At 37.4% G+C, this 23,797-nt stretch carries 25 protein-coding genes; 22 read left to right on the top strand and 3 right to left on the bottom strand.

What is annotated here, in order from left to right:
* Positions 1–253: 253 nt before the first annotated feature.
* The 8 genes from ACYVQZ_RS01545 to holA all read left to right on the top strand — a co-directional run bounded on the left by ACYVQZ_RS01545 (position 254) and on the right by holA (position 7,211).
* Complete coding sequence (locus ACYVQZ_RS01545) at positions 254–544, top strand: DUF2129 domain-containing protein (protein ID WP_461239638.1); 291 nt, start codon at positions 254–256, stop codon at positions 542–544.
* Positions 541–1,098, top strand: a complete 558-nt coding sequence (rsmD, locus tag ACYVQZ_RS01540) for a 16S rRNA (guanine(966)-N(2))-methyltransferase RsmD (protein WP_461239637.1) — start codon at positions 541–543, stop codon at positions 1,096–1,098. Before ACYVQZ_RS01545 ends, rsmD begins: the two co-directional genes overlap by 4 nt.
* A gap of 5 nt (positions 1,099–1,103) precedes the next feature.
* Positions 1,104–1,583 carry a pantetheine-phosphate adenylyltransferase gene (coaD, locus tag ACYVQZ_RS01535; protein WP_461239636.1) on the top strand — a complete coding sequence of 160 codons (480 nt, stop codon included), beginning with the start codon at positions 1,104–1,106 and terminating at the stop codon, positions 1,581–1,583.
* Positions 1,584–1,632: 49 nt separating this feature from the next.
* Positions 1,633–2,637 carry a SepM family pheromone-processing serine protease gene (locus ACYVQZ_RS01530; protein WP_461239722.1) on the top strand — a complete coding sequence of 335 codons (1,005 nt, stop codon included), beginning with the start codon at positions 1,633–1,635 and terminating at the stop codon, positions 2,635–2,637.
* Between the two features lie 96 nt (positions 2,638–2,733).
* Complete coding sequence (locus ACYVQZ_RS01525) at positions 2,734–3,363, top strand: helix-hairpin-helix domain-containing protein (protein ID WP_461239721.1); 630 nt, start codon at positions 2,734–2,736, stop codon at positions 3,361–3,363.
* Positions 3,364–3,416: 53 nt separating this feature from the next.
* Positions 3,417–3,893 (top strand): ComE operon protein 2, encoded by a 477-nt coding sequence (locus tag ACYVQZ_RS01520; RefSeq protein ID WP_461239635.1) that lies wholly within the window; start codon positions 3,417–3,419, stop codon positions 3,891–3,893.
* 55 nt (positions 3,894–3,948) lie between these two features.
* Positions 3,949–6,210, top strand: coding sequence for a DNA internalization-related competence protein ComEC/Rec2 (locus ACYVQZ_RS01515; protein WP_487247580.1), 2,262 nt, complete (start codon positions 3,949–3,951; stop codon positions 6,208–6,210).
* The gene (gene holA / locus ACYVQZ_RS01510; protein ID WP_461239633.1) at positions 6,180–7,211 is read left to right on the top strand and encodes a DNA polymerase III subunit delta; all 1,032 of its coding nucleotides are present in this window, start codon (positions 6,180–6,182) and stop codon (positions 7,209–7,211) included. The genes ACYVQZ_RS01515 and holA overlap by 31 nt, the downstream gene beginning before the upstream one ends.
* 50 nt (positions 7,212–7,261) lie before the next feature.
* On the opposite strand, the gene rpsT is transcribed toward holA, so the two are convergent.
* The gene (rpsT, locus tag ACYVQZ_RS01505) at positions 7,262–7,516 is read right to left on the bottom strand and encodes a 30S ribosomal protein S20 (RefSeq protein WP_461239632.1); all 255 of its coding nucleotides are present in this window, start codon (positions 7,514–7,516) and stop codon (positions 7,262–7,264) included.
* A gap of 255 nt (positions 7,517–7,771) precedes the next feature.
* Between rpsT and rpsO the strand changes: the two genes are divergently transcribed.
* From rpsO to ACYVQZ_RS01460, 9 genes are all read left to right on the top strand, one after another.
* Entirely contained in the window at positions 7,772–8,041 is a 270-nt protein-coding gene (gene rpsO, locus ACYVQZ_RS01500; protein WP_461239631.1) for a 30S ribosomal protein S15, read from the top strand.
* Positions 8,042–8,193: 152 nt separating this feature from the next.
* A complete protein-coding gene (gene dapA / locus ACYVQZ_RS01495; protein WP_461239630.1) occupies positions 8,194–9,066 on the top strand; it encodes a 4-hydroxy-tetrahydrodipicolinate synthase in 873 nt (290 codons plus the stop codon).
* A 24-nt stretch (positions 9,067–9,090) separates the two neighbouring features.
* Positions 9,091–10,809 carry a ribonuclease J gene (locus tag ACYVQZ_RS01490; protein ID WP_461239629.1) on the top strand — a complete coding sequence of 573 codons (1,719 nt, stop codon included), beginning with the start codon at positions 9,091–9,093 and terminating at the stop codon, positions 10,807–10,809.
* Positions 10,810–10,876: 67 nt separating this feature from the next.
* Positions 10,877–11,818, top strand: coding sequence for a hypothetical protein (locus ACYVQZ_RS01485; protein WP_461239628.1), 942 nt, complete (start codon positions 10,877–10,879; stop codon positions 11,816–11,818).
* A 201-nt stretch (positions 11,819–12,019) separates the two neighbouring features.
* Entirely contained in the window at positions 12,020–13,210 is a 1,191-nt protein-coding gene (gene tuf / locus ACYVQZ_RS01480; RefSeq protein ID WP_461239627.1) for an elongation factor Tu, read from the top strand.
* 170 nt (positions 13,211–13,380) lie between these two features.
* Positions 13,381–14,730 (top strand): trigger factor, encoded by a 1,350-nt coding sequence (gene tig / locus ACYVQZ_RS01475; RefSeq protein ID WP_461239626.1) that lies wholly within the window; start codon positions 13,381–13,383, stop codon positions 14,728–14,730.
* A gap of 148 nt (positions 14,731–14,878) precedes the next feature.
* Positions 14,879–16,129, top strand: coding sequence for an ATP-dependent Clp protease ATP-binding subunit ClpX (clpX, locus tag ACYVQZ_RS01470; RefSeq protein WP_461239625.1), 1,251 nt, complete (start codon positions 14,879–14,881; stop codon positions 16,127–16,129).
* A gap of 131 nt (positions 16,130–16,260) precedes the next feature.
* Positions 16,261–16,857, top strand: a complete 597-nt coding sequence (gene yihA, locus ACYVQZ_RS01465) for a ribosome biogenesis GTP-binding protein YihA/YsxC (RefSeq protein WP_461239624.1) — start codon at positions 16,261–16,263, stop codon at positions 16,855–16,857.
* Entirely contained in the window at positions 16,857–17,156 is a 300-nt protein-coding gene (locus tag ACYVQZ_RS01460) for a nucleoside triphosphate pyrophosphohydrolase family protein (RefSeq protein WP_461239623.1), read from the top strand. Before yihA ends, ACYVQZ_RS01460 begins: the two co-directional genes overlap by 1 nt.
* Before the next feature lie 57 nt (positions 17,157–17,213).
* Here the strand turns inward: ACYVQZ_RS01460 and ACYVQZ_RS01455 are convergent, their stop codons facing one another.
* Positions 17,214–17,384, bottom strand: a complete 171-nt coding sequence (locus ACYVQZ_RS01455) for an SPJ_0845 family protein (protein WP_461239622.1) — start codon at positions 17,382–17,384, stop codon at positions 17,214–17,216.
* A 179-nt stretch (positions 17,385–17,563) separates the two neighbouring features.
* On the opposite strand from ACYVQZ_RS01455, the gene ACYVQZ_RS01450 reads away from it, so the two are divergent.
* The 3 genes from ACYVQZ_RS01450 to obgE all read left to right on the top strand — a co-directional run bounded on the left by ACYVQZ_RS01450 (position 17,564) and on the right by obgE (position 21,596).
* On the top strand, positions 17,564–18,310 hold the full coding sequence (locus tag ACYVQZ_RS01450) for an amino acid ABC transporter ATP-binding protein (protein ID WP_461239621.1): 747 nt from the start codon (positions 17,564–17,566) through the stop codon (positions 18,308–18,310).
* 108 nt (positions 18,311–18,418) lie between these two features.
* Positions 18,419–20,227 (top strand): excinuclease ABC subunit UvrC, encoded by a 1,809-nt coding sequence (uvrC, locus tag ACYVQZ_RS01445; protein WP_461239620.1) that lies wholly within the window; start codon positions 18,419–18,421, stop codon positions 20,225–20,227.
* Between the two features lie 64 nt (positions 20,228–20,291).
* Positions 20,292–21,596, top strand: a complete 1,305-nt coding sequence (gene obgE / locus ACYVQZ_RS01440; protein ID WP_461239619.1) for a GTPase ObgE — start codon at positions 20,292–20,294, stop codon at positions 21,594–21,596.
* Here obgE and ACYVQZ_RS01435 read toward each other — a convergent pair whose 3' ends face one another.
* Positions 21,597–21,872, bottom strand: coding sequence for a hypothetical protein (locus ACYVQZ_RS01435; protein WP_461239618.1), 276 nt, complete (start codon positions 21,870–21,872; stop codon positions 21,597–21,599).
* A gap of 96 nt (positions 21,873–21,968) precedes the next feature.
* Between ACYVQZ_RS01435 and rnz the strand changes: the two genes are divergently transcribed.
* Together rnz and ACYVQZ_RS01425 are read left to right on the top strand one after the other, a co-directional pair.
* The gene (rnz, locus tag ACYVQZ_RS01430; RefSeq protein WP_461239617.1) at positions 21,969–22,904 is read left to right on the top strand and encodes a ribonuclease Z; all 936 of its coding nucleotides are present in this window, start codon (positions 21,969–21,971) and stop codon (positions 22,902–22,904) included.
* A gap of 12 nt (positions 22,905–22,916) precedes the next feature.
* Positions 22,917–23,738, top strand: a complete 822-nt coding sequence (locus ACYVQZ_RS01425; RefSeq protein WP_461239616.1) for an SDR family NAD(P)-dependent oxidoreductase — start codon at positions 22,917–22,919, stop codon at positions 23,736–23,738.
* The last annotated feature ends 59 nt before the right edge of the window (positions 23,739–23,797 follow it).

Genomic DNA, 23,797 nt, shown 5'->3' with positions numbered 1-23,797 from the left:
GCTGGGAAACGTCCTATATTTACGGGAGCTGTCTTTTTTTACACGTTTTGGCAATAAGACAGAGAAAACTATTAGTTGATGCAGGTTCTGAACCGACTGAAAATCACTTTATATATACGAAATCTGTCTTTCTATACGCATCAATCGGTTCAAAACTTGTTAATTTTTAAAAACGGCAGTCTAATTTATGTAAGGTGCTTAAAAATCTGCTACAATATGTAACATTGATAAGTTTATTATGTGGGATGATGAAATGACAGAAAAAATTCAGGCACGTCAGTCTTTGGCGGTCTACGTTAATAATTTAAAAATGGTTCGTCATTTAAAAAAATTTGGCAGAATTCAGTATGTTTCAAAAAAAATGCATTATGTTATTTTGTATACAGATCAAGAAACAATAGACCAAACGGTAGAAGAGGTTAAAAAGCAACAATTTGTTAAATATGTCCGCGTTTCTCAGTGGCCATTAGTTGATCCAGAAATGTCTGATTTAAAGGCTGCCGGCATTTATAATCAAGAAATTGATGAGGATGATCGCCAATGAGAGTTGTTGCGGGAGAATTTCGTGGTCGTAAGTTAAAGGCAGTACCGGGAATGGGGACACGACCAACCACGGATAAAGTCAAAGAATCATTATTTAATATTATTGGTCCTTATTTTGATGGGGGTAACAGCCTTGATTTATACGGTGGAAGTGGCGGACTATCAATTGAAGCGGTATCACGCGGTATTGAAAAAGCAGTGGTAATTGATCACCATTATCAAGCAATCAAAACGATTAAAGAAAACATTGCTGCTACAAAACAAGATGCTAGTTTTGAAGTCTATAAACAAGAAGCACGAAAGGCATTGCAGTTATTAAATAAAAAAGAATTCAGCTTTGATTTAATCTTTTTAGATCCACCGTATGCCCAACAAAAAATTGCTCAAGATATGCAAAAAATGAGTGAATTAGATTTGTTAAACGATCAGGCGACTATCATAGCCGAAACTGACCAAAATGCTAATTTACCTGAAGAATTACCCCATTTTGAGTTCATCAAGAAACAGGATTATGGCATTACTTTGTTAACGATTTACCGATTTCAAAAGGAGTGAGTGAAATGAAAGTGGCAGTTTATCCGGGTAGTTTTGACCCTTTGACAAATGGTCATTTGGATATTATTAAACGTGGTAGTCAGCTATTTGACCAATTGGCAGTAGCTGTAATGAATAACACTAGTAAAACGCCAGTGTTTAGTGTGCCAGAACGGATTGAACAAATTAAAGACGTTGTTTCTGTTTTTGATAATGTCTCGGTCATTACGGCCGATGAGTTAACCGTTAATTTGATGAACCGTGTTGGCGCAGATTATTTACTAAGAGGACTGCGCAATGGAACAGACTTTCAGTATGAACAAGATATTGCGGCCATGAATCAGCATTTGGATGACCAAGTTGAAACTATTTTTATGTTGGCTGATCCAAAGTACGCTCATTTATCGAGTACCTTAATCAAAGAAGTTGTTAAATTTGGTGGAGATGTCAGTCAGTATCTACCCACTGCAATCAATACTGCATTAATTCAAAAATTGCGAGGGTAATGATTTGAAAAATAAATCACGTAACCATTTTTTAAAACAAAGCAGTCTCATTATTGGTGGGATTTTAATTGTTCTAGCACTGTTATTTGTGCCATTAAATGCTTATATTGAAAGCCCCGGCCAAGCAGATAGTTTGAAGAGCTATGTGAGGGTTAATCATCGTACAGATAAACAAAAAGGAAATTATATGATCACCTCAGTTTATCTGCAACGAGCCAGACCAATTACATATTTGTGGGCAATGTTAAATCCGCATGCTTCTATTGAATCAACGGCGTCAGTGACCGGCGGACAAAGTGATCAAACGTATAATAAAGTGCAAGACTTTTATATGCAAAGCGCTATAAACGAGGCGATTGCCACAGCCTATCAGCAAGCGCATCAATCAGTCACCAAAAAATACCTGGGTATTTATGTCTTAGAGGTGCAAAAGAATTCACACTTTAAGAATAAAATTAAAGTCGGCGATACCATTACGAAGGTTGATGGAAAGCATTTTAATAATGCACAAGGCTATCAGCGATACCTTGCCAAACGGCCAAAAAATAGTCGCGTCACGGTGACTTATATTCAAAATGGTAAAACAAAAACATCGACACAGTCATTGGTGAAATTGGCTACCAAAAAAATGGGTGTGGGGGTTACATTGACTGACAACGTGAAGGTCACAACTAAAATTCCGGTCAAGGTTAACCCTGGTGAATTAGGCGGACCATCCGGCGGATTAATGTTCAGCCTGCAGATTTATAATCAATTAACCGGTAAAAACCTGCGTCATGGTAAGCAAATTGCTGGCACGGGGACCATTAACCCTGATGGGAGTGTTGGCGAAATTGGTGGCATTGATAAAAAAGTAATTGCGGCAAAAAAAGCCGGTGCAACGGTATTTTTTGCGCCGTATGTCAAGCCAAATAAGACGTTACTCAAATACGAAGAACAACATCAAACCAATTATCAATTGGCTAAGAAGACAGCCAAAAAGTATGCACCAAATATGCATGTTGTGCCCGTGAAGACATTTGGTGACGCAGTGGATTATTTAAAAACACACTAAGTTTGAAAGATGAAAACAGAAATGTTTTCATCTTTTTTTGTAAAATATTGAAATGGTGACGTATCTAATTTGTGAAGGAGGTAATCACAATTGGAAATGTTACAAACCATTTGGTTTGAGTATAAAAAATATTGTTTAATCGGGATTGGAATAGCTGCTGTTTTATTAGCTAGTTTAGTTTCTGGAGTTAAGCAAAATAGTCATTTGGACAATAAGCAAACTGTGGAAACCAGTCATAAGCCAGCAAACTCACGAAGTAAAAGTAATGAAAAACAGTTGATTTACGTCGATGTTAAAGGCGCGGTAAAAAAACCAGGCGTTTACGCATTGCAATTTGGGATGCGTGCCCAAGATGCAGTCGAACGTGCTGATGGACTGACGTCACTAGCCGATCAAAATCATGTTAATATGGCCCAGCAAGTCCGTGATCAACAAGTAGTGTACGTACCTGCAAAAGGAGAAGTGACGACACCAATAGGACAAACAGCCAGTGAAGGAAATGTTACCAGTGGAGATGGACAATCTGAGAGTGGTCCAATTGTCAATATCAATACAGCTGGTAAGGAAGAGTTAATGAAGATAACGGGGATCGGCGATAAAAAAGCAGACCTAATTTTAGAATATCGGCAACAACATGGGCAGTTCAAATCGGTTAAAGAGCTGCAGAATGTTAGTGGGTTTGGCGAAACCAGTGTTTCCAAAATAAAAGATCAAATCTCTATCTAACTGCGTGCAAACTTTTTGTTATACTTAATGGCAAAGATAAAGAAGGTGACAATATGGCTGAAAAAAGAATCGATTGGGATCAATATTTTATGATGCAAGCTGTTTTACTTGCCTCAAGGAGTACCTGTAAAAGACTTTCAGTAGGTGCCACAATTGTGCGTGACAAGCGTATCATTGCGGGCGGTTATAATGGTTCGGTTTCGGGTGATGAACACTGTATTGACTCGGATTGTTATTTAGAAGATGGACATTGTGTACGTACTATTCACGCAGAAATGAATGCCATTTTGCAATGTGCAAAATTTGGCGTGACAACTGATCAAGCAATTATATATGTGACTGATTTTCCATGCCTACAATGTACTAAAATGTTATTACAGGCTGGCATCAAGCAAATTAATTATTTGAGAAATTACCATAATGATCCATACGCGATGAAGTTACTGAAATTAAAGAAGATTGCCTTGAAACAAATTAAGTTAGATAAAAATGTTTTGGAAGAAGCAAATATTGCGCAGTATTTGGATTAATAATCAATAAGTAATGCAACGTTTTTGGATATTTCCGGCCCTGGGATGTGGTATAGTGGCCGGAATTATTTATGGGCAACATTATTTTTTATTTTGGTTACTAGGCTGGTTAGTGGTGCGTGTTGTTTCACTGAGAAAAAGAGGTCCGTTATTATCAACAATGATTGTCGTTGTGATATTTGGTGGTTGGTGTTTATATCAGCAATCGATTGATCGCACACAAAAAATTACACAAGAACAAAAGGGTCAATTTAAATTACTGGTTTATCCAGACCAAATCAAAGTGAATGGTAATCAGTTTCAGATGATTGCAAAAAATTTAAGCAACAACGAAAATATGCAAGTTTTTGGCGAGATAAAAACGCGTGCTGAAAAAGAGCAACTAGGACAGATTGATCAAACTTTTATTTGGCAAATCAAAGGTGTGCAACAGCCCATCTTACCTGCCACAAATGTGAATCAATTTGATCCTCAAATGTATTTAAAATTACATCATATTAACGCGCAATTAATTGCGCAACAACATGAGAAAATATCGATTGAAAATGTTTCATTGAGTCAGCAAGGCTTAATTTGGTGTCATAATATTCGTAAAAATTTGATAAATTATTTTGATACAATGCCTAAAACATTACGGATGTATTGTAATAGTCTAATTTTAGGTAATTCAGTTTCGGATTTTGGGCAAACAATGATTGGCGTTCGTCAGTTAGGGTTAGTTCATTTGTTCTGTATTTCTGGGATGCACGTCGTTTTACTGGTATCTTTGATCAGAAAAGGCTTAATCTATTGTCGATTAAATATTGAAACGATTAACGTCTGTCTGATGATTGTATTACCTAGTTATTTAATTGTTGGAGGTAACTCACCTAGTTTGGTGAGAGCTACCATGATGAGTGAATTATTGCTTCTAGGACAACTATTTCAAAAGCGTATTTCGGCGCTAGATATTTGGAGTTTAAGTTTGCTAGTGGGCCTGATCTATCAGCCAACTGTTTTAATGACACTAGGTGGGCAGTTAAGTTATCTATTATCTCTGATGCTCCATTTTTTACCAGAAAAGGGGCGTCCTTTTGTGAATGCGATTCTAATGAATTTGTTGGGGTTACCGTCAATTTTATACTTTGTTTTCGAATGGCATTGCTTGAGCTTAGTGGCCAGTTACCTAATGATTCCATTTTTTAGTAGTTTTATATTTCCAGGAGTCTTGATTACGAGTATTCTTTTCAAATGGTATCCAATTATTGGTCAAATTGTTGATCAATTTTTAGTGATGTTTCAAAGTTTGATTGATACGGTATCACGACTACCTGGAATGGTTCATTTTGGCAAACCAACAATGATCTTATCCTTTAGTCTGTTTTTTTTGACATTATTATTGGTCACTAATTTTGCAAAAAGGAAGTACTGGTTATTACTCATCGGTGCTTATTGCATAGTTTTTGTCAGCATCCATTTTCCAATAACCGGTGAAGTTAATTTTTTGGACATCGGTCAGGGTGATAGTTTTTTAATTGTGCAACCATTTCACCGTAATGTGACATTAATTGATACGGGTGGGCAATTGTCTTTTCCACAAAAAAAGTGGCAAAAACGAATCCAAATTAATGATAAAGCTAGCAAAGTTACAATTAACTATCTCAAAAGTAAAGGAATTTCTAGAATTGATACAATTTGTTTGAGTCATGCGGATGTTGATCATATTGGATTTAGTCCAACGATTCTGAACGCGATGAAAGTGCGACAGATTATTTTTCCCGCGGGGATGCAACATCAACCTAATTTCAAACAGAAAGTATTACCATTTGCACAACAACAAAGAATTGCGCTTGTTCCAGTGATAGCCAACCAAAAAATTAATCATTTACCATTAATGATTCTTCATCCGTTTAAATCAGGGCAAGGTAAAAATGAAGATTCCATGGTGTTATTTGGTTCATTTGGCCAACAACGATTTTTATTTACTGGTGATTTGCATCGGGCAGGAGAACGACAAGTTTTAAAACAATATCCAGAATTAAGGGCAGACGTGTTAAAATTAGGACATCATGGTAGTAAAACTTCGTCGGATCCACAATTTATTCATACCATTAGTCCACAACTTGCTATTATATCTGCGGGTAGGCGAAATCGTTATGGTCATCCGAATGAAGAAACACTACAAACGTTAAAAAAACAACATATCGTCTCGCTTTCAACTCAGACAAGAGGAATGATCACTTACCGATTCGGATCACCTTTTAGTCCAAATCATTGGCAGACAAAATTAAAGGGAGATGAAGTGGCGTGGATGTCGACACCCTCACTGACAAAATAGAACAAAATAAAATTGACACTGTATATTTGGTTTTAGGCACGCAAGATCAGCTTCGTCAAAAAGCTAAACAAACGTTGTTAACTTTGATTCCACCAGAAGAACAAGTGATGAATGTTGGTAGTTATGACATGGAGGTGACACCGTTAGCCGTGGCACTTGATGATGCCAGTTCTGCTCCTTTTTTTGGTGAACGTCGCCTAGTGCTGATCAACAAGCCGTACTTTTTAACTGGAGAAACGAAATCTAGTAAGATTCAACATGATGTTGATGCACTTCAGGTATATTTGGAGCATCCACAACCAGAAACGGTGTTGGTATTCTTGGCACCATATGAAAAATTGGATGGCCGAAAAAAAGTAGTTAAGCAACTTAAAAAGGTTGCTCAAGAAGTTGACGCAGGGCCGTTAAAAGAGGGCCCGGCACGTCAAAAAATAATGAACCAAATTGAACAGGATGGCTATCAAATTCAGCCAGTAGCAATGGAGGAACTTGTCCAGAGAACGAACGCCGACTATTCATTAATGAGTGCTGCTGTCAATAAATTAGAATTGTATAGTCTGAAGGATAAAGTTATTTCGCAAGATGCAGTTGTTGGGCTAGTTACTCAAAGTCTCGATCAAAACGTCTTTGACTTGGTTAATGCTGTACTTAAAAGAGATCAATCTCAAGCAATTCAACGCTATTCAGATTTAACAGCGGAAAACGAGCAACCGATTAAAATTAATGCCATTTTGGTCAGTCAATTTCGGTTATTAATTCAGGTTAAAATTTTGGCTCAAAGCGGCACAAGCCAAGGGGTCATTGCATCTCAATTAAAAGTTCATCCTTATCGCGTAAAGTTAGCAATGCAAACCGTAAGACAGTTTAACTTGGCACAATTGGAACAAGCTTACCTGGGCTTAATTGAAAATGAGACAAAATTAAAAACCACCAGTCAGTCACCACAATTATTGTTTGAGTTATTTATGCTTCAGTACAACCATTATTTAAAAGCAAAATAAAAAGCGAAAACCAATTTGGTTTTCGCTTTTTCACTAAATTTCAGTTTAGGTTATTTGGCATAACGTGCGGCTAAACGTGACTTGTCACGTGCAGCTTTGTTTGCTTTGATTAAACCCTTTGAATGAGCACGATCAATAGCTGAAAGGGCGTTTTTAAATGCTTCTTCAGTATTGTCTGCACTTGCAGCATTTGCAGTTTCAAATTTTTTAATAGCGGTACGCATTGTACTCAATTGTGATGCATTTTGAGCTTGTGCTTTTTCATTTACTCGAACACGTTTGAACGCAGATTTGATAATTGGCATGTATTTCACCTCCACAAAATGATCATGTCTGACCTTAAATTTTCAACATCTGCCATTATACAAAATGAAAGCGTAGTTTGCAACTAGATGTTAGTGAATTATTCCGAAAGTTAGATGGCAGTTCTTGCACAAAGAAAAATATTCGTGTATAGTGTTTAAAGCTGATAGATATCAGTGAGCCTCTTCTCAGTTTGGCGACGACACCGACGTCATACTTAGAACTAGGAATATTGAAAAGAAAGGTGGAAACTAATTATGGCAATTTCTAAAGAACGTAAGAATGAACTAATCAAGGAATATGGTCGTCACGATGGCGATACAGGTTCTACTGAAGTTCAAGTTGCAGTGTTAACTGCTGACATCAATGAACTTAACGAGCATTTACGTGTTCACAAAAAAGATTTTCATTCACAACGTGGTTTAATGAAGAAGATTGGTCATCGTCGTAACTTATTAGCTTACTTACGTAAAACTGATATTCAAAGTTACCGTGACTTAATTCAAAAATTAGGCTTACGTCGTTAATATTAAACTTTATCTTAAGCTACAGCTGATGCTGTGGCTTTTTTTTACATAACAATTATCTTAAGTGCCCAACTCACACGATTTGTGGTAAGATAGATCTAATTTGAGACGGGTAGACAATAAATAAAACTAAATAGCAAGGAGATAATAAAATGACTTTTGAAAATGCAGACTTAATGACAGCGATTATTACGCCGTTTAACGATCAGGATGAAATTGATTTTGATAGTTTAGAAAAGTTGATTAACCATTTAATTGATAATGGTTCAAAAGGATTTGTTGTTGGTGGAACAACTGGTGAAACGCCAACTTTAAGCCACGATGAGAAGATTGAACTTTATACTCGCAGTGCTCAAATTATTAATGGTCGAGTACCTGTAATTGCAGGAACGGGTTCAAATAACACAAAAGAAACAGCTCAATTCACTAAAGAAGTTGGGCAAATTGATGGTGTAGATGCGGCACTAGTGGTTGTCCCATACTACAACAAGCCGAACCAAAAGGGCATGAAAGCTCATTTTGAGGCAGTTGCAAAAGAAAGCACGTTACCAATTATCATCTATAATATTCCAGGTAGAACAGGTGTGACAATGGCGGTTGATACTGTTGTTTCGTTGAGCCATGTGCCGAATATTATTGGTGTTAAGCAATGTACAGACATTGACGATATGGGTGCCATTGTTGAGAAAACTGATGACGATTTTCTGGTCTATTCAGGAGAAGATAATCTTGCACTAGCGTCTAAAGAAATTGGAGCAGCTGGTGTTATTTCAGTTGCTAGCCATATTTTTGGCAACGAAATCGCTGAAATGTATGCAGATGTCGATCAGGGCAATTATAAAGCGGCAGCTAAGTTACAACGTTATTTAACGCCTAAAATGAAGGCGTTATTCATGTATCCTTCACCTGCACCGGTTAAAGCAGCGTTAAATCATACAGGACATCAAGTTGGTAGCAGTCGATTACCAATTTTACCGTTGGACGAAGAAGAACAAACTAAATTATTCAAAATTTTAGAAATTTAAAAAGATTGGAACCAAGGTGACATAATGAGTAGTAACAATATTAATATCATTCCTTTTGGTGGTGTACGCGAAAACGGCAAGAATTTGTACTCCGTTGAAATTAATGATCAAATTTTCATATTAGATTGTGGTTTAAAATATCCAGAAAACGAACTATTAGGAATTGATGTTGTGATTCCTGATTGGGATTATTTAAGAGATAACAAAGATAAAATTGAGGGTGTTTTTTTAACTCATGGGCATGCTGATGCTATTGGGGCACTGCCTTATTTTTTGAGTGAGTTTAAAGTGCCTGTTTTTGGGTCACAGATGACCATTGCCTTAGCTAAATTAAATGTTGAGGCTAACGATCAAGTTAAAAAATTTAATGATTTTCATGTTGTTGATGAAAAAACAGAAATTGATTTTGGCGACATCACAGTTTCATTTTTCCAAACAACGCATACAATTCCTGAAACTTTAGGAATTGTTTTACAGACAGCTGATGGGAACATTGTTTACACGGGTGATTTTAAGTTTGATCAGACTGCCACTAAGGGTTATCAAACAGATTTGGCCCGTTTAGCTGAAATAGGATCTCAAGGTGTTTTAGCGCTGTTAAGTGATTCAGCTGGCGCTGAAAGTACCGGGCAGAGTACACGTGAAAAAGATATTGGTGAGTATGTATTAGAAACATTCCAATATAGTAAAGGCCGAATTGTTGTGGCCAGTGTTGCGTCAAATATTATGCGAATTCAACAAATTTTTGATGCCGCTGCCAAAGTCGATCGTAAAGTAGTTTTATCTGGCCATGATTTAGAAAAAATTGTGAAAACTGCCATGGACCAAGAAAAACTAACATTACCTGCAGATGATTTATTAATTTCATTTGCGCAAGCCGATAAATTAGAACCCAAGCAAGTTGTTGTTTTAGAAACTGGCAAAATGGGTGAACCAATCAAGTCGTTGCAAAAAATGGCGAATGGCCAAGATAAAAATGTGAAATTGTCTGAAAGTGACTTGGTATTTATTACCACAACGCCTTCTTACGCCATGGAAACGACTGTTCAAAAAACACGAGATATGATTTATCGTTCAGGAGCGGAAGTAAAAGCCATTTCTGATGACTTACAGCCTTCTGGCCATGCCAGTCAAAACGATTTGCAATTGATGCTTAATTTTATGAAGCCAAAATACTTCATTCCTATTCAGGGTGAATATCGGTTGTTGAACCGTCATGCACAATTAGCACAAGAAGTTGGCGTACTGCCTGAGAACATTTTTATTACTGGTAAAGGTGACGTGATTAACTTCGATGGTGAGACAATGCATCTTGGTGATCACATTGACGTTGGTGATACCATGATTGATGGAATTGGTGTAGGTGATATTGGTAATATTGTCTTACGAGACAGACGCGTGCTTGCTGAGGATGGTATCTTTGTTGTAGTGGCAACCATTGATCGTAAAAAGAAGAAGATTGTGGCAAAGCCTAAAATTACGTCACGTGGATTTGTGTTTGTTAAGACAAGTCGTGAATTAATGGATGAAAGTGCTAAACTAGTTGAAACGGTTGTTCAAGATAATTTAGACAATAAGGAATTTGACTGGGGTCACTTAAAACAGGATTTACGCGATAAATTAAATCGTTTCTTGTTTGAACAAACGAAACGCAGACCAGTAATTCTTCCAGTAATTATGGAAGTCAATCAACATGCTAAAAAGAAAGCAAAACGCAAAAAGAGTGTTGAAAAAGAAGATTAGTATTAGCAGGTTAATAGAGTCGTGGTCATTCAACCACAACTCTATTTTTCTTATAGGTGGTGAATTTATGGCATTATCAGATGAACAACAACAAATTTTAACGCATGCCCATCGGCTAATTGATGAACAAAAAGTCGAGCAGGCAATTGAACTATTAGACGATTTATATGGTCAAACTAGCGATGCGCAAGTTAATCAAACGTTAGTTGAGGTGCTAAATGAAGATAAACAATATCATTTGGCACAACAATTGATGGAAGAAAAGTATTTGACTTATTTTAGAACGGAAAAACAATTCATATTAATGATCGATGTTTTTTTGAGCAACCATCAATTAATTAAAGCTCAAATTGCAAAGTTAAAGTGCGACAATGTAAAATGGCAACAACTTGCAGCTGTGAAAATTGAACATCAAGAATTGCAAGATCAGCAAGAACTTGGTGAAACAATTAAAATTAATAGTCGGCAGTTCGTCCATTTAGGTGATGAAACGCTTGGTCAGCAACAAATCAGATTTAGTAAGGCCTATCAGTTACCACAAAGTGAGTATATTAAAGATGCGCAGTTCCTATTGCGAGATCCGTATGTCCACCAATTGATTAAATCGAGTATTTTACAAACATTGCAAGAGCTAGAAGTAAATCTGTTAGTTAAATATTTATGGATTGATGAACAAGAATATGAAATTAATCCAAGTGAGTTAACTGCAATTGAGAATGTTCCCGCGTATCAAAAAGTGATTCAACATTTTGATGAACAACAAGGTCAGAATGATCCGATTGGTTATCAAAATAATTTACAGGTGTTTAAGTTGGAAATGGCGCTCGTCTTTCCACGTATTACAGAAACAATTATGGATCCGCAAATTTGGGTGACAGTGGCGTTAAACATCATGCAAGGTAAGTCGGTAGATCAACACCAGCAAGTGACCAAGAAAATCTATCAAGCACAAACTAGATTACAAAAAATGGTAAATCAACTTTTTTTAGAGATGACAAATCAGGATTAAATAAAAAAATTATTGTCACTTTAAAATTTATCTGTTTACAAATTAGTAGGCACTATATATAATAGTTTAGGATTCTTCTTGAAACAGCTATTGATAGCTTTAAATTATCGAGGGGAAGTAGTATAATATTTTTAAAGGTGTGTCAGCCTGCTGCCTAATGGCTGACATTATTCTTGTAAAAATAACAGGAGGGTTTCATTAATGGCAGAAAAAGAACATTATGAACGTACAAAACCCCATGTAAACATTGGTACTATTGGCCACGTTGACCATGGGAAAACTACTTTGACGGCCGCTATCACAAAGGTATTGGCTGCGAAAGGTTTGGCAAAAGCTGAAGATTATGCTGATATCGATGCTGCGCCAGAAGAAAAAGAACGTGGTATTACAATCAACACAGCCCACGTTGAATACGAAACAGAAAAGCGTCACTACGCACATATTGATGCGCCAGGACATGCTGACTATGTTAAGAACATGATCACAGGTGCTGCACAAATGGATGGTGCTATCCTTGTTGTTGCCGCAACTGATGGTCCTATGCCACAAACACGTGAACATATTCTTCTTGCTCGCCAAGTTGGTGTTGAATACATCGTTGTATTCTTGAACAAGACTGACTTAGTTGACGATGATGAATTAGTTGACCTTGTTGAAATGGAAGTTCGTGAATTATTATCAGAATATGATTTCCCTGGTGACGATATTCCTGTCATTCGTGGCTCAGCCCTTAAGGCTCTTGAAGGCGACGAAGAACAAGAAAAAGTTATTCTTCACTTAATGGATGTTATTGATGATTACATTCCAACTCCAGAACGTGATACTGACAAGCCATTCTTGATGCCAGTTGAAGACGTATTTACGATCACTGGTCGTGGTACTGTTGCTTCAGGTCGTATCGATCGTGGACAAGTTAAAGTCGGTGACGAAATCGAAATCGTTGGACTTAAAGAAGAAGTCTTGAAGACAACGGTTACTGGTCTTGAAATGTTCCGTAAGACATTGGATCTTGGTGAAGCCGGAGACAACGTTGGTGCATTATTACGTGGTGTCAACCGCGAACAAGTTGAACGTGGACAAGTTTTGGCTGCTCCAGGTTCAATTCAAACACACAAGAAGTTCAAGGGTGAAGTTTATATCTTGACAAAAGAAGAAGGTGGCCGTCATACGCCATTCTTCTCAAACTACCGTCCACAATTCTATTTCCATACTACAGACGTTACTGGTGTTATTGAATTACCAGAAGGTGTAGAAATGGTTATGCCTGGTGACAACGTTACATTTACAGTAGAATTAATCAGCCCAGTTGCTATTGAAAAAGGCTTGAAGTTTACTGTTCGTGAAGGTGGTCACACGGTTGGTGCCGGTGTCGTATCTGAAATCGACGACTAAATTTTAGTTAGTTATTTTAAAAAGCTTGGTGAGAATCAACTCTCATCAAGCTTTTTTCTTTTTGAAAACCCGCGAAAATGTTTACAAGAGCACTGACTTACGTTAAACTGATTAAGTATGCAATGAATAAGCATTTAATAAACGAATTTATTTGTTATGGAGGAAATAAAATGTCAGCTAAATGGGAACGCGATAGCGAAACCAACCAAGGGACATTAACGTTTGAAATTGATGTCGACACAATCAAAAAGGGAATTGATCAAGCATTTGATAAAACAAAGAAGAATTTGACAGTTCCTGGTTTTAGAAAGGGTAGAATTCCACGCCAAATCTTTAACCAAATGTACGGTGAAGAAGCACTTTACCAAGATGCTTTGAATATTGTTTTGCCTGAATCATATGAAGCTGCAATTAAAGAAGCAGGAATCGAACCAGTCGATCAACCTCAATTAGACGTTGAGAGTATGGAAAAAAATCAACCTTGGGTATTAAAAGCAGTTGTCACTGTTAAACCTGATGTTAAGTTAGGCGAATACAAAGGTTTAACTGTTCCAAAGCAAAACACTCGTGTTTTGGTCAAGGAAGTTGATGCCGAATTAGAAAAGAAACGTCAACAACAAGCTGAATTAGTGCTTAAAGAAGACAAGCCAGCCAAAGATGGCGATACAGTTGTGATTGATTATAAAGGTTCTATTGACGGTGAAGCTTTTGATGGCGGTTCAGCTGACAATTATTCATTAGAACTTGGTTCAAATTCATTTATTCCAGGTTTTGAAGATCAATTAGTTGGCCACAAAGCTGACGAAGATGTTGATGTCAAGGTTACCTTCCCTAAAGACTATCAAGCTAAGGATCTTGCTGACAAAGAAGCATTGTTTAAAGTTAAGATTCATGAAGTTAAAGAAAAACAATTACCTAAGTTAGATGATGAATTCGCTAAAGATGTTGATGAAGATGTCGATTCATTAGATGAACTTAAGGAAAAAACTAAAGAACAACTCAAAGAACAAAAGAAGAATGCTGCTCAAGAAGCCATTGAAGAATCTGCAATTGGCCAAGCAGTTGATAATGCGGAAATTAAAGAAATTCCACAATCTATGCTTGATGATGATACTGATCGTCAATTGCAACAATACTTAGCTAATATGCAACAACAAGGTATTAGCCCAGAAATGTACTTCCAAATCACAGGAACTAAGGAAGAAGATTTGAAGAAGCAATTTGCTGCTGATGCACAACGTCGTGTTAAAACAAATCTTGTCTTAGAAGCAATTGTTGAAGCAGAAGACATCAAACCAAGCAAAAAAGAAATTGATGGTGAGATTAAGGACTTAGCACAACAATATGGTATGGAAGAAGATGCTGTTGCTAAAGCATTAACACCTGACATGTTGGCTCATGATATTGCTGTTAAGAAGGCCGTTGATTTGATTTCGGGTTCTGCAAAGCAAGAAAAAGCTGCTAAGAAAACTGAAAAAAAGAGTGAAAAGAAGAGCGACAAAAAAACCGATAAAAAATAATTTTCACTAAATTTTGAGTCAATGATCCCGATCAAAACGTTTACGTTTGTTCAGGATCATTTTTTTGTGAAAAATTTGAGTCAAATGTTCGTATTAATACCGCGAGTTTGATATGATGAGAACAGTACAAAATAGGGGGTCGCAATGGATGTTTGAAGATACTAACGAAATGGAAGCTGTGAACTGTTCATTTTGTGGCAAATCACAAGATCAAGTTAAAAAAATCGTTGCAGGGCCGGGCGTGTATATTTGTAACGAATGTATTGATCTTTGTAAAGATATTATTGATGAGGAACTTGCCCAAGATGCTGCAGACGCATTACTTGATGTACCAACTCCAGCAGAAATTGTTTCGCGTTTAGATGATTACGTCATTGGACAAGATGATGCCAAAAAGACATTGTCTGTTGCGGTGTATAACCACTATAAACGAGTTAATGAAATGTCAACTGCCAGTGATGATGATACGGAATTGCAAAAAAGTAACATTAGTTTAATTGGACCAACGGGTTCTGGAAAAACGTACTTAGCACAATCTTTAGCGCGTATTTTAAATGTACCGTTTGCAATTGCGGATGCCACAACTTTGACAGAGGCTGGCTATGTTGGTGAAGACGTTGAAAATATTATTTTGAAACTGTTACAATCTGCCGATTATGATGTTGATCGAGCAGAAAAGGGCATTATTTATATTGATGAAATCGACAAAATTGCCAAAAAGAGTGAAAATGTCTCAATTACCCGGGATGTTTCTGGTGAAGGTGTGCAGCAGGCACTTTTGAAGATCCTTGAAGGCACAATTGCCAACGTACCACCTCAGGGTGGCCGTAAGCACCCACAACAGGAGTTTATTCAGGTAAATACTAAAAACATCTTATTTATCGTTGGTGGGGCATTTGATGGCATCGAGAATATTGTGAAGGATCGATTGGGTGATAAAACGATTGGTTTCGGAACAAATTCACGAGAAATTGATGAAGTGACGGATAAAAATGTATTACAACATGTTATCCCAGAAGACTTACTTCAGTTTGGTTTGATTCCAGAATTCATTGGTCGATTGCCAATTTTAACGGCCTTGCAAAAGTTAGATCAAGATGATCTCGTTCGAATTTTAACGGAACCTAAGAATGCATTGGTTAAACAATACAAGAAGTTAATTGGTCTTGATGGAAGTGAACTCGAATTTACGGATGGTGCTTTGAAGGCAATGGCTCGTCAAGCGATTGATCGAAACACCGGTGCTCGTGGCTTACGTTCAATCATTGAAGAGGTTATGCGAGACGTCATGTTTGACTTACCAAGTCGCCAGGATGTCGCTAAAGTTGTAATCAACAAACGGACAGTTGACAAGCATTGTGAACCTGAGTTTGTTCTAAAAGATAAAAAAGCTTCATAATTTAATTAAAGCGATTGTGATAAGGATTATTACAATCGCTTTTTATATTCGAAAAAATAATGAATTGTATCTGTCTTTTGTTTCAGCTACAATAGACCTTATGCAATTCAAAAGAAATGATGGAGGATCATATGGAAGTTCAAAATGTCGAACTCGTGATGAGTGCCGTTTCACCAAGCCAATATCCAAGTACTGGATTAACTGAGATTGGTTTGGTTGGGCGCTCCAACGTTGGCAAATCATCATTAACCAATACCTTGATCAATCGCAAAAATTATGCGCGTACTTCCAGTCAGCCGGGTAAAACTAGAACACTGAACTTTTATAAAATAGAAGATCAATTATATTTAGTAGACGTTCCGGGGTATGGCTATGCGAAGGTTTCTAAAAAAGAAAGAGAAAAATGGGGACCAATGATTGAAACTTATCTGTCAACGCGAGAAACACTCCAAGGTGTGATTCAGTTGGTAGATTCACGACATGAACCTACTGCAGATGATGTGTCTATGTATCAGTGGCTGCAGTATTATCATATTCCAACTCTAGTTGTGTTGACAAAGATCGATAAAGTGAAACCAGGTGTGGTGAATCGTCAGGTCAGTTTAGCAAAGAAAAAATTACAGTTTGACAATAGTAGTAGTCAAATGATGGTTTTTTCTGCTGAAACAAAAAAAGGTAAAACAGAAATATGGCAATGGATTGAGGACCACATGGAGGAATCAAATTAATGGAATTTAATGACTATCAAAAAGCAGCAAATCGGACGTTATTTGGCGATGAGCAAGTTTTAACCAATTGTGCCTTGGGGTTAGCAGGTGAAGCTGGTCAAGTGGTTAATTTGGTTAAAAACTATACATTTCGTGGAAAAAAATTAGATCGCCAAGAACTAACTCATGAAATGGGTGACGTACTGTGGTATCTTTCTCAAGTTGCCCAGTGGGCTGATATTGATTTTGATGAAGTTGCCAAAACAAACATTGAGCAACTTAATACTAGATATCCTGATGGTTACAGAAATGAAAATTAGCTTCTTAACAATTACAAATAAAAATAAGAATCACAACCAAAAAATTGGTGGTGATTCTTATTTTTTATCTTCGCTAGCTTTTTTTTCGTCTTTTGGCTTTTTGTCCGGTTCTTGTTTCGCTTTTTTCTTTGGATCAACAGCTAAATCATTAAAAAGCTTTTCTAAATTCATTTCGCGTTTAACGACCAGTCCCATGGAATCAGTCCCTTCACATAATTTATGTTGCATTTATGCTAGCACGAAATGAGCTTTTTGTAAATATATACAGTTTTTTCAGAGTAATAGTCGATAAAACTGTATAAAATTAATAAAAAGCAAAAAACTATTGCATAAACAAACATTCATGAGTATAATGATTATTATTGAATGGTCGCAATAGTTATTATTGCTGGCAAGGAGGAATTAGAATGGAAAATCAAGCAGTCATTGAGGTTAAAGGACTTCAAAAGAAATTTGAAAACAACGCGGTTTTAAAAGATATTACAGAAACAGTTAATAAGGGTGAAGTGATCTGTGTTATTGGACCTTCTGGTGCTGGTAAATCAACATTTTTACGTTGTCTGAATTTATTAGAACATCCTACTGGTGGGCAGGTCTTATTCCATGGAACAGATCTAACAACTTTAGATGAAAAACATATCAATGAATTACGTGAAAAAATGGGAATGGTTTTCCAAAGTTTCAATCTGTTTCCTAACATGACTGTCCTTGAAAATCTTAAATTGGCACCGATGAAAGTTAAAAATATGTCTGATGCAGAGGCAGCTAAAATTGGACAAGATTTGTTGGAAAAAGTAGGACTTGGTGAAAAAGCAGACGCCTATCCAGCCAGCCTATCTGGTGGTCAACAACAACGGGTAGCGATTGCACGTGCCTTGGCCATGAATCCAGAAGTGATGTTGTTTGATGAACCAACAAGTGCGTTAGACCCGGAAATGGTTGGTGAAGTTTTGAAAGTTATGCAAGACCTGGCTAACGATGGCATGACAATGGTGGTCGTAACTCATGAAATGGGTTTTGCCAAGAGTGTGGCGGATAAAATTTGGTTTATGGCTGATGGATATATTCAAGAATCAGCCGATCCACAAACCTTTTTCGAACATCCACAAACGGATCGTGCCAAGGATTTTTTGGAGAAGATTTTAGAGGCTTAATAATTATTAATAATAAAAAAGGCTGTGACGTTTGTCACGGCCTTTTCTTTGCGAAAAGTAAGTCTCTGAATTATAATAATATTCAGCAAAAAGACGGGAGGCCATCAAGTGGCAAGTGAGTATCTAGAACGCAAATTGGCATTGCTACCTGCAATGCCTGGTTGCTACTTAATGAAAAATATTAATAGTCAAATTATTTATGTTGGCAAGGCCAAAAATCTACGTAATCGTGTTCGTTCGTATTTTAAAAGTAGCCATGAGGGCAAAACGGCTAAACTAGTTTCTGAAATTGCAGACTTTGAAACGATTGTGACATCCACAAACAAAGAGTCTTTTTTACTGGAAATTACCCTGATTCAAAAACACCAACCGTATTATAATATTAAGTTAAAAAAAGGAACCGGTTATCCGTATATTAAAATTACGAATGAACGCGATCCACAAATTTTAATTACCGGTGATGTAAAAAAAGACGGAGCTTATTATTTTGGCCCGTATCCGAATGTCTATGCGGCAGAGGAAACACTGCATTTCATTCAAAAAGTATACCCATTGAGACGCTGCAACGGGTATCAAGGGCGCCCTTGTCTGTATTATCATATGGGGCAATGCTTAGGCGCCTGTTTCAAAGAAGTGCCAGAAAAAAAATATGATGAGCAAATTGCCAGAATTAAGTCGTTTTTAAATGGTAATACCAAAACTGTTAAAAAACAGCTCAATAAACAAATGAATGAAGCTGCACAAGAGATGCAATTCGAACGAGCTGCAGAATTACGCGACCAAATTCATTACATTGAAGTGACGGTTGAAAAGCAAAAAATTATTAGTAATGATAAAACACCACGGGACTTGTTCAACTTTTATATGGATAAAGGTTGGCTATCTATTCAAGTTTTCTTTATTCGGCAAGCAAGATTGATAAAACGAGAGAAACGACTATTTCCAATTGTTGATACTGCGCAAGAGGAAATGGCCAGCTTTATTATGCAATTTTATAATCGCAAAAATAACGTCTTACCAAGAGAAATTTTGGTGCCAAATGGACTACCAACAAAAGAAATAAGTGAAATTTTAAATATTCCCGTGCGCACACCCAAGCGGGGTGAAAAACGAGAATTATTAGAGTTAGCCGGTAAAAATGCGCAATTGGTGTTAGAAGAAAAGTTCCGTTTATTAGAATTAGACGAACGCAAAACAACTGGTGCGATGAAAGAAATTACTGATGCGCTTGGTTTACCAGAAGGACACAAAATTGAGGCATTTGACCATTCTCACATCCAAGGGAGTGATTTAGTGTCAGCAATGGTGGTCTTCACAGATGGACAGCCTAATCGCAAACTATATCGCAAATATAAACTGCAAACGGTTGACCATGCGGATGAAACTGCCAGTACACAAGAAGTGATTCGTCGACGTTATTCACGATTATTAAAAGAGCACAAGCCAATGCCAGACATGATTTTTATGGATGGCGGCGAAATTCAAATGAATGCTGTGAAAGACGTTTTAGAAAATGAACTCAATTTAAATATTCCGGTTGTGGGGATGGTTAAAAATGATCACCATAAAACGGCTGATTTATTGTTTGGGGATGCCGATGAACATATTAATTTAGATCCAAAAAGCCAGGGCTTTTATTTAGTTCAGCGCATTCAAGACGAAGTGCATCGCTTCGCAATTACTTTTCATCGTCAGGTTCACTCAAAGCATTCACTCAGCTCAAGACTTGATGAAATTAATGGTGTTGGTCCGAAAACACGCAATAAGTTATTGCGTAAATTTGGTTCAATTAGTAAAATTTCGCAAGCTTCAATTGACGATATTCGCGAGTTAGGAATTTCGCAAACAACTGCTCAATTGATTAAAGTTTCATTGCAAAAAAATGCGGAAATGGCGCATGGCAGCAGCCACGACTAACTTTGACGTAGACTACATTTTAGCCTATAATGAACATTCACGATAATGAAGACGGAGAAAAAATATGTTTGTTGATCAAATTAAAATACAAGTAAAAGCAGGTAAGGGTGGCGACGGAATGGTTGCATTTCGTCGTGAAAAATTCGTTCCCAATGGTGGCCCGGCTGGCGGTGATGGTGGTCGCGGCGGCGATATCATTTTAAAAGTTGACGAAGGGCTACGCACGTTGATGGATTTCCGGTATCATCGCATTTTTAAAGCTGACAATGGTGGTAACGGGATGATTAAGCAAATGACCGGCCGGAGTGCGGAAGATACTGTGATTGCGGTACCACAAGGGACAACCGTTAAAAATGTAGCAACTGGAGAAATTTTGGGTGATTTACTCAATAACGGTGATCAGTTAATTGTGGCCCACGGTGGACGCGGTGGACGCGGCAACATGCGTTTTGCCAGTGCCAAAAATCCAGCACCAGAAATTGCTGAAAATGGTGAACCTGGTGAAATTTTAGATATTCACTTAGAACTGAAGATGTTAGCTGACGTTGGATTGGTTGGTTATCCGTCTGTGGGTAAGTCGACGTTATTATCCATTGTCACTGGAGCTAAGCCTAAAATTGCTGAATATGAATTTACGACACTTGTTCCTAACCTAGGAATGGTTCAGTTGGATGATGGTCGTGATTTTGCTATGGCAGATATGCCCGGTTTAATTAGTGGTGCATCTAAAGGGGTCGGCTTAGGACTTCAATTTCTCCGGCACATTGAACGAACTCGCGTTATCTTACACCTTGTTGATATGAGTAATGAAGATCAGGATCAAGCCTTAGACCGTTTCCATTCAATTAACCACGAGCTGGCTAGTTATGATCCAGCGCTATTAGATCGACCACAGATCGTTGTGGCAACCAAAATGGATATGCCAAATGCTGATGAAAACTTGGCGTATTTTAAGGCACAATTAAAAGATGATCAAACGTTACCTAATCAGCCAGAAATTTATGCGATTTCAGCGATCACGCATGATGGTTTAACGGTGTTGTTGCAAAAAACGGCTGACCTGTTAGATACAACTGAATCATTTATTCAACCAACACAAGATCAAGAAGAGACGGTTGCTAAGTATGAATTTAAGGATGATGAAAAACCAGCCTTTGAAATTCATCGTGATAGTGACGGTATCTGGATCTTGAGTGGTGAAAAATTAATGAAATTATTTGAAATGACGAATTTTCAACATGATGAAAGTGTGATGCGCTTTGCACGCCAACTTAGATCAATGGGTGTTGATGAAAAATTGCGTGAAAAGGGTGCTAAGAGCGGTGATACTGTTCAAATTGAAAAATTCAGTTTTGATTTTGTTGAATAGTTAACCAATAATAATGTTTTGCTGATCTAGTCGATATCCAAAAATTGGATGGTCGACATCAGATACATAGATTCTTGTCGTTGCAGGCAAATTGCTACAGCGTGCACGAAACTGGTCTAGAGTTAAACAAGCTAGGTCGGGGTTTGATAGTAGTATTATTTTATGATTATCTAAGGTAATGTCACTCAACGGTAGCAAATTAGTAGTTGTTTTTTGATTAAGTTTCAAATTAGCGTCTAAATTACTTGTTGATAATAAAAAATCAGACAGTCTCATCGATTTACCCCTCAGTGTTAATTTGATTGAAATGTTAATCCAATTATAGATGTACTGACTGTGAGAAACAATTAAAAAATAGGAGAGTTGTCACTAATGCAATTAGAATTTTTAGGAACTGGAGCGGGGTCACCCAGTAAGCAAAGAAATGTTACTAGCGTTGCCTTGAAACTGTTGGAAGAACGTAATGCTGTCTGGTTATTTGACGTCGGTGAAGCAACTCAGCACCAAATCCTGAGAACTACAATTCGACCACGTAAGGTTGAAAAAATTTTTATTACTCATTTGCATGGTGATCATATTTTTGGTTTACCAGGTTTTTTGAGTTCACGTTCATTTCAGGGTGGAGAAGGTCCTCTGACAATATATGGCCCCAAAGGAATCAAATCATTTGTTGAAGTTAGTTTGCAAGTGAGTGAAACCAAATTAAGCTATCCAATAAAATTTGTTGAATTGACACAGGCTGGTACGATTTTTGAAGATGACACCTTTAAAGTGGAGTGTGATTTATTGGATCACAAAATTACCTGTTTTGGGTACAGAATCACGGAACAGGATCATCCCGGCGAACTTTTAGTCGATCGTTTGCGTGAACTGAATATTCCTTCTGGTCCCGTCTATGGGCAATTAAAAGCTGGTAAAAAGGTTACATTGGCAGACGGCCGTGAAATTAATGGTGCCGATTATATTGGTCAACCCCAAAAAGGACGAGTTGTTACAATTTTAGGTGACAGCCGTAAAACCAATGCCAGTGTTACGCTAGCAAAAGATGCTGATGTTTTCGTTCATGAAAGTACATTTGCCAAAGGTGAGGGTAAAATGGCGCATAATTATTATCATTCAACCTCAACTCAAGCTGCAACTGAAGCAAAAAAGGCGAATGCTAAAATGCTATTGTTAACGCATATTTCCGCCCGCTATGCTGGTAAATCAGCGAATGATTTAGCTTATCAAGCTCGAACCATTTTTCCTAATTCGCGTGTTGTCAATGACTTTGATATAATTGACTTACCATTTAACGAAAAAAATTAAAGGAGTGCCTTTATGTTACGACGACAAAAGGAATTACGCGTACTAAAGAATAAAGTTGTCTTGATTACTGGTGGATCAAGCGGTATTGGTGAAGCGACGGCGTATGAAGCAGCCAAACGTGGTGCTATCGTCGTATTGTGTGCACGCAATTTAACAAAACTAAAGTTAGTTGAAAAACGTTGTCTGATTTTGTCTGGCAGACCAGCATTTTCGTATCAACTCGACGTGAGTGATGTTGAGCAAGTGGACAAAGTGATTGAAACCATCCATGAAGAGGTGGGCGCTATTGATGTTTTGGTTAATGCTGCTGGATTTGGTGATATGCGGGCCATTGTGGACGAACCAAAACAAACGTTGCAAAAAATGGTGGCTGTTAATTTACTAGCTTTAATGTATCTCAGTCGTTGTGTTGCACGACAAATGATTGTTCGCAAGCGTGGCGCAATTGTCAATATTGGCTCTGTTGCTGGCAAAATTCCAACACCTAATAGTAGTGTCTATTCAGCCACTAAGGCTGGTGTGATTAACTTTAGTAACGTCTTGCGAATGGAACTAGCTGATTTAGGTATTCAAATTTTAACAGTTAATCCCGGACCGGTTGCTACGCATTTCTTTGATCAAGCTGATCCTAAGGGCGATTATCTTTCTCATTTACCAAGCCGAATGGTATTACATCCCGCCATCATTGCCAGAAGAATTTGGAATAGTGTGGGACATAATATCCGTGAAATTAATATTCCGCGTTACTTTTCCATTGCGGCAATCGGCTATCAAATTTGGCCAGGCATGGGTGATTGGGTAATCAAAAACTTTTTTGCTTTTAAAAACAACTAACTTAAACAACTTAGAAACACTTAATTGTCGATTTTTATCGGCAAATACATATTATTTAG

The organism is Paucilactobacillus salsurae (genome assembly GCF_054784995.1).
Note: the sequence above shows the minus strand (reverse complement) of the source record. Positions and strands in the feature narration are given on the sequence as shown.

Excerpts from the sequence above, each read along its gene's own strand:
- ACYVQZ_RS01490 (WP_461239629.1), top strand. The coding sequence starts at position 9,091 with ATGAGTAGTAACAATATTAATATCATTCCTTTTGGTGGTGTACGCGAA.
- ACYVQZ_RS01460 (WP_461239623.1), top strand. The coding sequence starts at position 16,857 with ATGGAATTTAATGACTATCAAAAAGCAGCAAATCGGACGTTATTTGGC.
- clpX (WP_461239625.1), top strand. The coding sequence starts at position 14,879 with ATGTTTGAAGATACTAACGAAATGGAAGCTGTGAACTGTTCATTTTGT.
- ACYVQZ_RS01450 (WP_461239621.1), top strand. The coding sequence starts at position 17,564 with ATGGAAAATCAAGCAGTCATTGAGGTTAAAGGACTTCAAAAGAAATTT.
- ACYVQZ_RS01525 (WP_461239721.1), top strand. The coding sequence starts at position 2,734 with ATGTTACAAACCATTTGGTTTGAGTATAAAAAATATTGTTTAATCGGG.
- dapA (WP_461239630.1), top strand. The coding sequence starts at position 8,194 with ATGACTTTTGAAAATGCAGACTTAATGACAGCGATTATTACGCCGTTT.
- yihA (WP_461239624.1), top strand. The coding sequence starts at position 16,261 with ATGGAAGTTCAAAATGTCGAACTCGTGATGAGTGCCGTTTCACCAAGC.
- obgE (WP_461239619.1), top strand. The coding sequence starts at position 20,292 with ATGTTTGTTGATCAAATTAAAATACAAGTAAAAGCAGGTAAGGGTGGC.
- rnz (WP_461239617.1), top strand. The coding sequence starts at position 21,969 with ATGCAATTAGAATTTTTAGGAACTGGAGCGGGGTCACCCAGTAAGCAA.
- tuf (WP_461239627.1), top strand. The coding sequence starts at position 12,020 with ATGGCAGAAAAAGAACATTATGAACGTACAAAACCCCATGTAAACATT.
- rsmD (WP_461239637.1), top strand. The coding sequence starts at position 541 with ATGAGAGTTGTTGCGGGAGAATTTCGTGGTCGTAAGTTAAAGGCAGTA.
- ACYVQZ_RS01520 (WP_461239635.1), top strand. The coding sequence starts at position 3,417 with ATGGCTGAAAAAAGAATCGATTGGGATCAATATTTTATGATGCAAGCT.
- tig (WP_461239626.1), top strand. The coding sequence starts at position 13,381 with ATGTCAGCTAAATGGGAACGCGATAGCGAAACCAACCAAGGGACATTA.
- ACYVQZ_RS01545 (WP_461239638.1), top strand. The coding sequence starts at position 254 with ATGACAGAAAAAATTCAGGCACGTCAGTCTTTGGCGGTCTACGTTAAT.
- ACYVQZ_RS01455 (WP_461239622.1), bottom strand. The coding sequence starts at position 17,384 with ATGCAACATAAATTATGTGAAGGGACTGATTCCATGGGACTGGTCGTT.
- ACYVQZ_RS01485 (WP_461239628.1), top strand. The coding sequence starts at position 10,877 with ATGGCATTATCAGATGAACAACAACAAATTTTAACGCATGCCCATCGG.
- ACYVQZ_RS01435 (WP_461239618.1), bottom strand. The coding sequence starts at position 21,872 with ATGAGACTGTCTGATTTTTTATTATCAACAAGTAATTTAGACGCTAAT.
- rpsT (WP_461239632.1), bottom strand. The coding sequence starts at position 7,516 with ATGCCAATTATCAAATCTGCGTTCAAACGTGTTCGAGTAAATGAAAAA.
- rpsO (WP_461239631.1), top strand. The coding sequence starts at position 7,772 with ATGGCAATTTCTAAAGAACGTAAGAATGAACTAATCAAGGAATATGGT.
- coaD (WP_461239636.1), top strand. The coding sequence starts at position 1,104 with ATGAAAGTGGCAGTTTATCCGGGTAGTTTTGACCCTTTGACAAATGGT.
- ACYVQZ_RS01425 (WP_461239616.1), top strand. The coding sequence starts at position 22,917 with ATGTTACGACGACAAAAGGAATTACGCGTACTAAAGAATAAAGTTGTC.